The following is a 12,625-nucleotide window of genomic DNA, read 5'->3' on the forward strand; positions in this document are numbered from 1 at the left end:
ATCATCAGCTCGCCTTCGCGAGTTTCGTGCCGCGAATCGATGCTGTAGCGTATACAACAAGCGCCGTCCAGATGAGCGCAAAGCCAACGAGCAGAACCGGCGAGACCGATTCCTTGAATACGAATATGCTCAGTAACAACATGATCGTCGGCCCGATGTATTGAACGAAGCCGAGGGTTGACAGCGACATCCGGGCGGCTGCACGCGCAAAAAAGAGCAGCGGCAGCGCCGTGACTACGCCGGAAAGAAGCAATTCGATGAACGTCGGTGCAGGCAGCGTCCATGCCGTCGTTTTCCCCACGACGGCCAAATAGATCCAGTAGCCGAGCGCGACAGGCAGGACTACAGCCGTCTCCGAAAATAAACCGATAGAAGCGTCTTGCTTGATCTTCTTCTTCGCCAGGCCGTACAAGCCAAATGACGCGGCCAGCGAGATAGCGACCCAGGGAAATCGTCCATAGTCAATCGCGATGATGAGTACCGCAACGCCAGCGATGGCAATCGCAAACCATTGGCCGCGATTTGGCTTCTCACGAAGGAAGAAGACTGCTAACAACACGTTCAGTAACGGATTCAAATAATAGCCAAGGCTTGTCTCGACGACATGGCCGTTGTTGACTGCCCAGATGAAGATGAGCCAATTGGCAGCAATCAGCAGTCCGCTCGCGGCGAGCGACAGCAGGAGCGAGCGATTAGTCGCAACTCGCTTTATATCACCCCAGCGGCGCTGGGCGGCGACCAGAATACCCATGAAAACGAATGACCAGACAACCCGATGCGATAGAATCTCGCCTGCCGGCACTTCGCTAAACAACTTCCAATAAAGCGGGAGAACCCCCCACATAATATACGCGATAATAGCGTTGATCAACCCGTTGTTCATAATCATTTTCCCCTCTTCTTACTCTGGTGTCTGAACGGATTATACGTCTCGATCTCCTCTTAAGTAAAGGAAAAATAGTTTCTAAACTAATTATATATTCAAAATTAGTTTGATTTAACTATTACTTACTAGTCCAGGTTAATACTCTTATCAAAGCAGTATGAATCCTTGTCATAACCATTATGCTCATAAAAAGCATGAGCGTCGGTTCGCTTGAATCCGCTGCATAAAATAATACTAGATATCCCGAGTTCTTTAGCATAATTTTCAGTGTGTCTTAATAGTTTTGTACCTACCCCACGATGCTGAAATTCCTTTTTTACGGCAAGAGCTTGTATATGTAAATAACCAATCGAAACCCCTATAGCTAATGCCTGAACTACAGTTACAAAACCAACCACATCATTTTCAAATAATGCAACAAATGTTTTGTAATTCCCGTCCTCATTCATTTTTTCTGTAGTAACTCGAAAGTTTTCATCATTAACATTGCGAATCTCAAGGACATCGTTCCATAAGAAAACAACTTCAGTATAATCATTCGCTACAATTTCTCGTATCTTAATTTCCATGCCTAACCCCCTTAATAGAAATGTTCATTAAAGCATTCGATAATTGATAAAGCAATCCTGCCCATTAGAATAATGGATAATTTTTCGTTTTGGAAAAAAAAGATATCACCGTCATAAAATTGGACTTTAAAGGAAACCTTTTTCTGGCTTGTAGCGTTTATGTTACGTGAATAACAATACTTAAGGAGGAATCAAGATGAAACGATTAGTTTCTCTATTGTTGATGTCATCTTTAGTTGTGGGTGTAGTGTCGGTTGCATCTGCTAAGGACCAACCTTTAAAAGATCTGCCTTTTAAGGAACGTGCCGCGTATACATATAATCCTTCATTAAAAAAGATAGAACTAAATATCACAAAGAACCACAAGTTGACTACAACGACGTATAACTCCATTTATGTTCCAGTGAAGGATGTCTTTAAAGCATCCGGAGCAACAATTAAATGGGATGGAAAGAACAAACTGACTACGATTAAAAATCAAGAACAGGAATTGATTCTTAATTTCTCTGGTAAGAGCATCGCAGTGGGTAAGAACCAAGTAGCTCTTCCCCAAGATTGGGTACAATTGATAAACGGAGTCTCGAGTATCGATGCCTTTGTTCTAGCATATATTTTTGAAGTAGCTGCTGATGAGTCCGACCAAGAAAGAGTGGACTGGGAAGAAAAACTTAAATTTTTGGATATCAAAGAAACGACCGGTCTTCCAGGATTAGATAAGTATATGCATGTGTTTGTTGAGTTTAATGATTAATTGAAATCTATATTTGCTAATCCTCTTTCGGTTATCCTCGGGATAGGTTTCTTTTCCTCTTATTAAGAAACCTATCTATGAATATCCAGTCCTCTATAGGCCACGCTATCCTGCCCGTTAGAGCCTCGCGAACGTGATGTAATCGATTTGGACAGGCTCTGCCGATTCGACCCGAAGTGCCTGGTTGATCTGTCCCCGGTGATATTGTCCATGTAAGAGGACCTGCAACAGGATGTCCCGGACGGATGTTCGGAACGGAACACCACTCTGATTCGCATAGTCGATCATTTCGTCCAACTCAGATTCCTCAAGCCCTTCAATATAGACGCGATATTGCTCAGCGTTTTCTTCGAACATCGTCCGGATAGCCGTCAGGTCTTCCGATTCCTCCCACAACGAATATTGCGCACTTCCCTTGCCCTGCAATCGAGACAGCCAGACTCGTTCCGCGACCACAACGTGCCGAACGAGTTTCAGAAGGTCCTTGTTCTTCGTCTCACTCTCTTCCAGCGCGTCCAGGATACGTCCATCTGCCCAGTACAGGTGGTCCATCATACACTTGATCGTCTTCATTTCGATTTCCCCCTCTTCGTCTCATTGATTAATTTAACCTGCTGCCATCCGATGGTTTCATCAATGAAGCTTTTCATTTGATTTAACTGATATTTGACCAAATGCCGTACTGTCTTGGTTGAACGCCATTGTTTAACGTAAATCCGTAAGGACTCGTTTCGCATAAGCATCCCAGTCTGCTTCAACCGTGTTAATCTCTAAAGTTGGAATCGATGATTGTTTCGTAGCCATTCGAAGGTTTTCTTGATTATCTAAAAACGTTTCACATACTTGGGGAGCAGTAGACTTTCCCATCACATATGACTTCCAAGCTTCACCGCGACTTTCAATAAACCTAGTCTCAACAGCATCCTTGTTCAAGGTTAAGAGTACACAATGTGCATTCATCCTGGATAAACGTTTCTCAAGCAACTCGATCTCAGGAGAGGCTTTAAATGCGGCTCTATGATTTACATGAAACCTCTCTAAAAGAAAAAATATACCTTTTGATGGTTTGGAATGACCAAGAGAGTTAATCCAATCGTATTGTTGTTCAAGATAATCAACATGTCGATTTAGAAGTGAGATATGTTCATCCTTATTCATTGACCTTAAAACACCTTGGTATGAATGCAATACTTGTGAATAGTGTTCACTTATTGCAATTATAGTTTTTTCACTATTCGGTGTTTGACTATGTAGTCTCTTTATAGCAGAAAATAATGATGTTTTTCCTACAGTAGACATCCCTTCAATAATTACACCCCGAATCATCTTCCTACTCCTCCTAAGCTTCGTGGTATTCTGTCCGTTAGTTGAACAAAAAGCAGCCGATCACGTTGGTCAGCTGCTTTCTTGGTTTTACCCGTTAGCTTATGGATTACAATGAGTCTTGCCCATATTCGTTCCAATATTTTTTTTAAATGCTTTTGTAGCGCAAAATCAAGATCAACATTATCATATTTCACTTCAACTTCGGCAGACATAATTGCCGTTCCCAAAGGTCCGCTGAGTCCTCTAGAACCTCCACTCATGCCAAGCTCAGGTAGCAATTCAGCTTGGGAGTACCAGCGTTCTGCGTAATCCTTGGTACCGCCTGCATTTCTAACGATATATAGTCGATGCAGAATGTTAACATCATCCCGATAGCTATAGTAAAAATAACCTTTTTCCTTAAGAGCATCCGTAATATTGATTTCTTCACTGTTGACACTTACAATGAGCTGTTCCGAGGACTCTTTGACTACCCAATCGCCATCGTTTTCGCTACCCATGGCGTCTGTATGGTTTTCTGCAACTTCATAGTGCAGGGAGGTTCCATTAGCAAAGACAACAGTCTGTCCTCTACCTTTGAAAAACCTCGCATAATCAGTAGCGGTTGCATTTTCATATGCTTGACCTTGTTCGCTTGATAATTGTTCACCATCTTTTGTAACAGAACAAGCAACAAGGGTTAACACTAAAGTTGATAGTATAGTTATTTGTAACACTTTTTTCATCATGACTCGGTTCTTTATCTCCCTTTTTCTTCTGATTGCTTAAATTATAATCTAGCATTAAACATCGGTATTGTATATCCTATAACTTACCTAACCTGCCTATTAACTTAACAAAACAGCCGTTCACAATGATCGACTATAAAGGTATTAATCAAACCGTGACGAATAAGATTAGGTTAATAATTCATTGTTTCAGGAGGGCACATGCTTAAAAAATATTTATCGAAGTATCCTCTATGGTTTACAGTTATATGGTGTTTGACTGCCTTAACTGTACTTTTAAATTTGCTGTTTTGGAGAAACGTTTTAATAATTCTCTTTTCAGTGATTGTTTTATATGTGGCTAACGGATTTCGAGCGTGGAATAGTGATCGAAAGTTATCTCTTGTATCGTTTGTATTGACATTCGTTTTCTCTTATATCTTTTATCGATTTTTGACTTTGTAGACGCTGCGGAAAAGCAATATTGCTTCCCAAAAAAATTGCCAAAAATTTTGATATTCGGTACAAAGGCTTCTTTTTTCTGGATATTTGACTATCCTGCCTATTATTTGAACAAAAGCAGCCGATCACATTGATCTGCTGCTTTCTTCATATTATTGAACTATCGTTTCCCGTTAGTTTAACAAAAAATTTTCTCCTTTAAGATATTTCCTAAAATAGTTTTGAATAACTGATGGAAAATTTTTCGCTAAGGATTGTTGTTCATTTGAATTTAGAGAATGGAATGCGAAAGTCCTAATTATTGACCAAATAAAAAATGCTTCTAATAACTCGAAATAATTCTCTTGTAGTTGATTTACTTTGCTATACGATGAAATAAATACTTTCCTATTCTCAGATGAAAGATGCATAAATGTTTCAGCCATATCAAATAAATAAAAGCCATAGCCACAATTCGAAAAATCTATAGGTCGAGGAGTATCTTCATAAAAAACATAGTTACTCTCATGAAGGTCAGAATGAATAATTCCCCAGTTACTCGGCACTCGTTTATGATTTTGTATCACATTTGCTATTTTATGTGCTGACTCTTCCACATGAACAAACGCTTTGCTTGAGATAAGCTCTAAATTTACTAACTGTTTTAATTGATTAAGTGTTGAATATAAATGATCGGAATTGTATATTGGTCTATTAAAGCCTTCAGGTGCACTCCACTGCATAGAATGTTTATGTAGAGCCGCCATTAAGAGAGCCAAATTTTCAGTTTCATTACTTGTTGGCTCTCTTTTAAGCACGCTTCCATTAATCCAATGATGAATAGTCACCATGAATGTATTTTCGCTATGATCAGTTGATATTTCTGTTACCAGATCACCTTGAAGATTTCTGACAGGTGCAGGTACAACGAGATTTGTATCTTTAACCAAAGCTTCAAGCCAAATAAGCTCTGATGCGATATTACCTTTTGATTGAATGGAAATCGTTGCGATATGGATTTTGATAAGAAACTTTTGATTATCATCGTTGGTCTGAACTCGAAATGTAACATTATCACTCTTTCCGAGATACACAAGTTTTTCCCAAATAATTGGGTATTGACGTAAAGCTTCTTTCGCCACCTTCGCATAATCTTTTTCAGAAAGCATAGTATCCACTCCAGTTAATGTGATTTTCACTTCACAATTTTACCCAGTAAACGTTATTTTATGGTGACAAAAGTTGATTATAACTAAACTTTACTGCCGGGTAGTTGAATAAAGGCCGCCGATCCTGTTGATCGGCGGCCTCCTTTGGTTTAATGGAACTATTGTTTCCCGTAGCTCAATGAGTACCCTCCATTTAGTGGTTCAAAACTCATCGATCAACGAGATACCTTTAGTAATCCTCATTCTACTATCTTGCAAGAAATCGCGGGTCCAATCATCTGGTTTGCTTAAATTCCAGCTCCGATGCATACCGACAATCACAATGATTTCACGAAGTCTAAGGAAAAGCTTCAACAAATCCTTCCAGTTGTCTGGCATTCGTCGGCCATCCTCTGTATAGCCTAGCTCGAAGTGCTTTATGAAAAGTTCATACTGGTCCTTTCGTTCGAACTTCGAATCTTCTCCGAATACATATAGCAAGTAATACAGCTGGATAGCAATATCCTCGACATACCAACTGTACTGGCACTCATCGAAGTCAAAGAGAGTTAATCCCCCAGCTTCATCGATCGTGAAGTTTCCCACATTAATATCTCCGTGGATCAAACCAAAATTATCCGCATTAACAGGCAGACTCGCTAATTGTCCTTTAAGTTCATCAAGGGCAATAAGGATTGGTCGAAATTCTGACGGCAAATAATCCTCGGCTCGTAAAAGGTATTCATTAAACTCCCAAGTGTGCCTTTTGGCTTTGATAGGCTTGTAAAGCTTCGCTAATTTATGAAGACGGCCCGTTATACGTCCACACTCTTCATAAAGTATAGAATTGCCTAGACATTCTGGATATCCGATTTTACAGCCTGGTGCATATTTAAAGGAGGTTACGTAAAAATCAATTGTATTTCCTTGAATTAATTCGTAATACTCTCCATTAATTGAATAAATCGGTTCTGACACTGATATACCACTCTCTGAAAGATAACGAATCCAATCTATTTCTGCTACAAGTACTTCCGACGTGCGAAGAGTGCTCGGAGTGAAACGGAGAATATATTTGAATTCATCGCGATCATAGGAATAAATAAAGTTTTGAAAGCCTCCAATGAAAGTGAGTTCCTTTTGGCTGACTCCATAACGCGCGGCGCCTTCTGCGGCATGTTCGTCCAAGAACAATAATTTTATTTTTGGGTCCATTAGTTCTCCTTAGTAAAAAAGATTAAATTATGGCCTACTCACTGCTGTTGCCTAAATTTAATGAATGCCTGGTGACATGCGAAAGCCCCACTTTCAGATTTTTCTATTCCATAGCAATCATACTAATCCAACTTTTTACAGTCAACCAAAATGGTTGATCTATTGCGTTAACCTGCCCGTTAACTTAATAAAAAGAGCAGGGTACCGAAGTACCTGCTCATTAATGTATATTATTCCACTAACGTTTCCCTTTAGTTCAATCTGGACTGACATGAATCTTGTTCATTGCAAGCCAATCAAGAGTTTTAAACCGAGGGTTTTCTCTAAACCTGTTGATGTGCTTGAATATCGCTCACACCTTATGAACAGAGGGCGAGTAAAATACATCCGCATGCATATGTTGAATTTTGTCCCAGTTACCAGGATTGGTTGTGTCTGGAGTGCGTTGGTCCAAAATGGCCTGATATAGCACGGTCTTTTGTTCTAAGTGTGCAATATGCCGTTTGGCTTCTTCTAGCTGAACGAGGGCCGCTTCTTTATGCTCCATCATGAGTGCGAAGCGTTGCGGGATGGTCGAGTCCCCTTCGAGACATAGATCTATATACTTTTTGATAAATTCAATTGGCATCCCGGATTGCTTGAGACATTTTACGCCATGCAACCAGTTGATCGATTCATCGTTGAACATCCGAATGTTGTTTTGATTGCGCTGTACGCTCGGCACCAGGCCCTTATCCGTGTAAAAACGCACGGCGTGCTCAGTGAGTCCCGTTATCTTGGCGGCTTCTTTAACCGTATGCATGTGAAACCCTCCTTGAAAAAAAATTTATAAGACGCTTGCCTTCGTGTAGCACGAAGGTTCTAAGCTTATTGTAATGCAAATTCAGCCGTATGTGGAATTAGCGTTGCAGTGCCCGATTCCCGGGATACGCGCCGTTTGCTGTTTTACACTTAAACCCTAGGAGGAATTACAATGCAAATCGTAACATTAAACAATGGTGTGAAAATGCCGATCATCGGCTTTGGTGTCTACCAAGTTCCAGATGCTGAAGAATGTGAGAACTCCGTATATGAAGCGCTGATGGCCGGTTACCGTCTGATCGACACCGCCTCCGGTTATCTGAATGAGGAAGCGGTCGGACGCGCGATCAAGCGCAGCGGCATACCGCGTGAGGAGCTGTTCATTACGACCAAGCTCTGGGTTCAGGATGCCGACTACGAGCGCGCCAAGCTGGCTTTTTCCAAATCCTTAAAAAAGCTACAGCTCGACTATCTCGATCTATATCTTATTCACCAGCCGTTCGGCGATTACTACGGCGCTTGGCGTGCGATGGAAGACCTGTACCGCGAAGGTAAAATCAAGGCGATCGGTGTCAGCAACTTCCTACCCGACCGTCTTATGGACCTTATCGTGCATAATCAAATCGTGCCTGCCGTTAACCAGGTCGAAACGCACCCGTTTTATCAACAGATTGAGAATGGTGCTTTTATGAAGGAGCAGGGAGTGCAGCACCAGTCGTGGGCACCATTCGCAGAAGGAAGGGGCAACCTGTTCGGCAACGAAGTGCTGACATCGATCGCGTCAAAACACAATAAGTCTGTCGCCCAGGTCGTGTTGCGTTGGCTGGTTCAGCATGAAGTCGTTGTAATTCCAAAATCGGTAAAAAAAGAGCGGATCGTCGAAAACTTCAACATTTTTGATTTTGAGTTGAGCGCGGACGATATCGAACAAATTTCCACCCTCGATACGCGGGAAAGTCTTTTCTTATCGTACCGCGATCCCGAAGTCGCCAAGATGATGGGAAACTGGAAAATCGATTTGTAAACCTTGATCGACCGAAACTCATCACGTTTTAAACTCTTTTATTAAGAAAGAAAGGACAACTTTCTGCCCCTTAGTTTAACAAAAAGCAGCCGATTACATAAATCGGCTGCTTTCGCGTTTTTATTTAACTACCCTTTCCCGTAAGCGTAATGATGTATTAATTCATCAATGGGAATTGAACCATCATTATAACGATAAGAGTAGAAATAAAGCTTAGTATTGCAAGGAGAATATGAAGACAACTGAATGAGATTTTTTCTAGAAAAATTCTTTCTTTTCTTTGAATGAAGTATGAGTAAATTAACACAGTGATCACAATGGGGAAATATTGATGAAGATCCGGTCCATCCTTACTCGGTAATACTTTATTAATATATCCACCTATTGTTTCATCAATGATCATAAATGTATATATAACTCCGATTAACGCTGAAATAAAAAACTGAAATGCTATCTGAATTATTCTATTCTTCAAAAGGAATGGACCACGTTTCCGGTATAGGTCATTGAACATTATATATTTGTTGCCTCCTCAATATTTTTGAATACTTCTCCTATATTTTACCACACAGTTCGTTCTAGTGATCTAGCGCAGTGAAATCACATTCGAACTAACCTGCCAGTTAGCTTAAAAAAGGCAACTGATCGCTCTGACCAGATGCCTTCTCTTCTTTATTCAACTCTCGTCACCCGTTAGTTCAATACACGATCCCTTGTACAACTAAACACTCCTTTGAAGCTTGACATTAAATTCTGTTGTTGACGCAGTGACATACTCCATATAATTCACAGAGCCGTTAAAGTTCAAATAAGCTTCATAACGCATGCGGATTCCAGGTAAAGTAATCAAATCCAGAACATTTTCCTTTGGAACCCACCTGCATTCGCTCGTTTCATTAGAAGTAGCTAACTCTCCACCCACAGCTTTACACACGAAATCAAACATGACCTTCGTAGGGACATCAGTCACACCGTCGTACCACTTATGGATTGCTGTATTCGAAACAACACTAATTAAATGGCTAACCGTGGCGTCTATTCCACTTTCCTCTTTGATTTCACGAATCACACCATCAATCAGGTTTTCTCCCACTTCAGTTATCCCACCAGGATATACCCAACCATCGTCATGGGCTTTTACTAAAAGGATATTTCCAGTTCCATCTTCAACAATTCCGCCTGCAGATACAATATGTGTCGGAAACGCCATTTTACAACCTCCAAAAAAGATAAAGTTGTATATTTATTCCACATGATTTGCATCCTTTCCTGCCTTTGTGAGTTACTATGAGGTACTCTCGACATGATTGAACTAACCTGCCCGTTAACATAATGAAGCTGCCGGTCCAACACAGGCAGCTTCATTTTCGTCGTTTAATCAATTATAGTTTCCCGTTAGCTGAAAAAAATTTTGATTTAATTAATTAAAAAAGAAGACGTTCTTATACAATCACCTTATTTATTTTCCTTACTGCAAACCATAGCTCAACAAAATTAAGCCCGTCTTTACCTCCTGTAATCTCAAATTCCATTCCATCGACCTGTTCGTATCCAGCAGTAGGAAGCCATTCGGAGAAGAAGCGTTTATATAATGTCTCAATTGTTTCATCAAATTTATTCCATGTGAACAGATCAGATGGGAAAATCGCCCATGTTTGAGCTGGTATTGTTATACTTGTGTACCCATCAGTTTTACTTGAATCCCCTTTAAATGCGGACAGCATATACAAAAAACTATTCTCATCTGTTTTTTTGCAACTACAAACAGCATGCACTTTATGATAGTCCTGATTTAAAAACGCTGGTAAATCGCCTGCATTGTCCGAAAGCCTTTCAACCTCGCCGTTAGCATGGCTTTGCTTCCATAATTCTGCTGGAGTATCTACTCCGCTTAGTTGAAACACTTTTTCAATTCCGAATACTTGAAAGGATTCTTTTGTCTCGATACGGTAGTTCATAGCCTTTTCCCCTTTAATTGAAATAAGGAAGGAAAGCCGAGGATAGGCTTTGAGAGCTGTCCCTTCTTCTCGAGCCGTTGCTGGGTTAACACCGTGCAACGATTGAAAAGCCCTTGCGAAAGAAACTGGAGATTCATAACCATACTTTATAGCAATGTCAACAACTCTTATATCACTATTCTGCAATTCAATTGCAGCGAGTGTAAGCCGTCTTCTCCTTATATATTCCGCAAGAGACACCTCAGTAATGAATGAGAACATTCTCTGGAACTGATGTGAAGAACAACAAGCACATTGAGCAACTTCCTTCAATTCGATCTTTTCGGTTAGATTCAATTCGATGTAATCCAACGCCCGATTCATCCTCATAAGCCAATCCATCCTATCCCTCCTCTTAACAGAAGTATAGTTATGCTACGTTTTCATTTCGCAACTATTTGTGCACAATTAAGTTTCCTTGGAGAATTCATGTCGATTCCAATAATTAATTACAATATAACGCAAAGATGTACTTATTGAAGGTAATTCTGAACGTTAAGATAATCTTTTATGCTAACCTGCCCGTTAGCTTAATGAATCACATATGTAGCCTTAATGCTTGCAACCTACCACTATTCCATTAATCTCACCTTACTTCATAATCATTCGGAATTAACTCATACAAGGCACGAACATCACAACCGACGGAATCGGCGATCGATATGGCAATTTTGAGTGGCATCACTCTTTTGTTTTCAATAAAGTCGTAAACTCGTTCCGGTTTAAAAAGTAATTCTTTTGCCAGCCATTCTGCTGACTTTCCGGATTCCATCAATCGTTCATTCAGTAAGCAACGTCCTAGTTCAAATTTCAAAAAGCGATGCCCTCCTTCATAAGATCACATTTAACCTTAAGCGTAGTCCATTAACAGCATGAATATACTTCCTTTTTTTCAAAATGGGAAGTGATTCTCAATCTGGTCAATATCATCTTTTTCTAATTCCCATCCTAAGGCATTTAGATTATCAACGATGTGTTCCTTGTTCGCAGCTTTCGGGATCGTAACTAATCCTTGCTTTCTTAAAACCCAGTTTAATGCAACTTGATATGCTGTTTTACTGTACTTGTCCCCTATTGTGTTCAATATATTTCTTTCTATTGAGCCCACTTCAGGGAAGCCTTTCATACCAAATGTGTGTATATGAGGAGCAAATCCAAAGGGTGAATATCCCATAATTGTGATCCCATTCTCTTCTGCAAAGGGTAAAATCTGATTCTCTATGCTTCTATCGTTTAAATGGTACGGTACTTGATTACATATTAAAGGCACCGTTCCTAAATGGTACTGAGCTTCATTCATTAATTGAATGCTAAAGTTACTCACACCAACATATTTGACTAATCCCTTATTGACTAATTCAGCCATAGCACCCATCGTCTCTGAAACATCATGTTGTTGACTAGGCCAATGCTGTAAATACAAATCAATATGGCTTGTTTTTAAGCGTTCTAAACTTGCCTCTGCCGCTCTAAGGACACCTTTGTAAGAACAATTTTTTGCAGAGACTTTAGTCACAAGAAAAACATCATCTCTAATACCATGGATGGCTTGACCAACAATTTTCTCTGCTCCTCCATCCCCATATTCTTCAGCAGTGTCAATCAGATTAAGTCCATTCCTAAAACCAAAACGCAACGCCTCAACTTCCTCTTTTTCTTTCTGCTTATCTTCACCATATTTCCAAGTCCCTTGACCTATAACAGGAATGCTTACTTCCGTGTTACCTAGCTTACGATATAGCATCTACAAAACCTCCTAA

At 40.2% G+C, this 12,625-nt stretch carries 14 protein-coding genes; 2 read left to right on the plus strand and 12 right to left on the minus strand.

The annotated features are described in order from the left end of the window. Positions 1 to 4: 4 nt before the first annotated feature. The gene (rarD, locus tag QP794_RS21000) at positions 5 to 883 is read right to left on the minus strand and encodes an EamA family transporter RarD (protein WP_285078724.1); all 879 of its coding nucleotides are present in this window, start codon (positions 881 to 883) and stop codon (positions 5 to 7) included. A 128-nt stretch (positions 884 to 1,011) separates the two neighbouring features. Then, positions 1,012 to 1,455, minus strand: coding sequence for a GNAT family N-acetyltransferase (locus tag QP794_RS21005; RefSeq protein WP_285078725.1), 444 nt, complete (start codon positions 1,453 to 1,455; stop codon positions 1,012 to 1,014). Between the two features lie 196 nt (positions 1,456 to 1,651). Between QP794_RS21005 and QP794_RS21010 the strand changes: the two genes are divergently transcribed. Further along, positions 1,652 to 2,206 (plus strand): stalk domain-containing protein, encoded by a 555-nt coding sequence (locus QP794_RS21010; protein WP_285078726.1) that lies wholly within the window; start codon positions 1,652 to 1,654, stop codon positions 2,204 to 2,206. Between the two features lie 117 nt (positions 2,207 to 2,323). On the opposite strand, the gene QP794_RS21015 is transcribed toward QP794_RS21010, so the two are convergent. The 6 genes from QP794_RS21015 to QP794_RS21040 all read right to left on the minus strand — a co-directional run bounded on the left by QP794_RS21015 (position 2,324) and on the right by QP794_RS21040 (position 7,845). Next, positions 2,324 to 2,779 carry a DinB family protein gene (locus QP794_RS21015; RefSeq protein ID WP_285078727.1) on the minus strand — a complete coding sequence of 152 codons (456 nt, stop codon included), beginning with the start codon at positions 2,777 to 2,779 and terminating at the stop codon, positions 2,324 to 2,326. 132 nt (positions 2,780 to 2,911) lie between these two features. After that, complete coding sequence (locus QP794_RS21020; protein WP_285078728.1) at positions 2,912 to 3,532, minus strand: hypothetical protein; 621 nt, start codon at positions 3,530 to 3,532, stop codon at positions 2,912 to 2,914. After that, positions 3,529 to 4,260 (minus strand): hypothetical protein, encoded by a 732-nt coding sequence (locus QP794_RS21025; protein ID WP_285078729.1) that lies wholly within the window; start codon positions 4,258 to 4,260, stop codon positions 3,529 to 3,531. The genes QP794_RS21020 and QP794_RS21025 overlap by 4 nt, the downstream gene beginning before the upstream one ends. Positions 4,261 to 4,874: 614 nt before the next feature. Beyond that, a complete protein-coding gene (locus QP794_RS21030; RefSeq protein ID WP_285078730.1) occupies positions 4,875 to 5,849 on the minus strand; it encodes a phosphotransferase enzyme family protein in 975 nt (324 codons plus the stop codon). Between the two features lie 201 nt (positions 5,850 to 6,050). After that, complete coding sequence (locus QP794_RS21035) at positions 6,051 to 7,043, minus strand: phosphotransferase enzyme family protein (protein WP_285078731.1); 993 nt, start codon at positions 7,041 to 7,043, stop codon at positions 6,051 to 6,053. A 352-nt stretch (positions 7,044 to 7,395) separates the two neighbouring features. Further along, entirely contained in the window at positions 7,396 to 7,845 is a 450-nt protein-coding gene (locus QP794_RS21040) for a MerR family transcriptional regulator (protein WP_285078732.1), read from the minus strand. Positions 7,846 to 8,016: 171 nt separating this feature from the next. On the opposite strand from QP794_RS21040, the gene QP794_RS21045 reads away from it, so the two are divergent. After that, positions 8,017 to 8,868, plus strand: a complete 852-nt coding sequence (locus QP794_RS21045) for an aldo/keto reductase (RefSeq protein WP_285078733.1) — start codon at positions 8,017 to 8,019, stop codon at positions 8,866 to 8,868. A gap of 721 nt (positions 8,869 to 9,589) precedes the next feature. Here QP794_RS21045 and QP794_RS21050 read toward each other — a convergent pair. The 4 genes from QP794_RS21050 to QP794_RS21065 all read right to left on the minus strand — a co-directional run bounded on the left by QP794_RS21050 (position 9,590) and on the right by QP794_RS21065 (position 12,609). Beyond that, positions 9,590 to 10,078 (minus strand): NUDIX hydrolase, encoded by a 489-nt coding sequence (locus tag QP794_RS21050; RefSeq protein ID WP_285078734.1) that lies wholly within the window; start codon positions 10,076 to 10,078, stop codon positions 9,590 to 9,592. 232 nt (positions 10,079 to 10,310) lie between these two features. Next, positions 10,311 to 11,207 (minus strand): AraC family transcriptional regulator, encoded by an 897-nt coding sequence (locus QP794_RS21055; protein ID WP_285078735.1) that lies wholly within the window; start codon positions 11,205 to 11,207, stop codon positions 10,311 to 10,313. Positions 11,208 to 11,451: 244 nt separating this feature from the next. Next, positions 11,452 to 11,679 (minus strand): XRE family transcriptional regulator, encoded by a 228-nt coding sequence (locus QP794_RS21060; protein ID WP_285078736.1) that lies wholly within the window; start codon positions 11,677 to 11,679, stop codon positions 11,452 to 11,454. Positions 11,680 to 11,757: 78 nt separating this feature from the next. After that, the gene (locus QP794_RS21065) at positions 11,758 to 12,609 is read right to left on the minus strand and encodes an aldo/keto reductase (RefSeq protein ID WP_285078737.1); all 852 of its coding nucleotides are present in this window, start codon (positions 12,607 to 12,609) and stop codon (positions 11,758 to 11,760) included. Between the last annotated feature and the right edge of the window lie 16 nt (positions 12,610 to 12,625).

The organism is Paenibacillus sp. UMB7766-LJ446, from assembly GCF_030226665.1.
GTDB lineage: Bacteria > Bacillota > Bacilli > Paenibacillales > Paenibacillaceae > Paenibacillus > Paenibacillus vandeheii.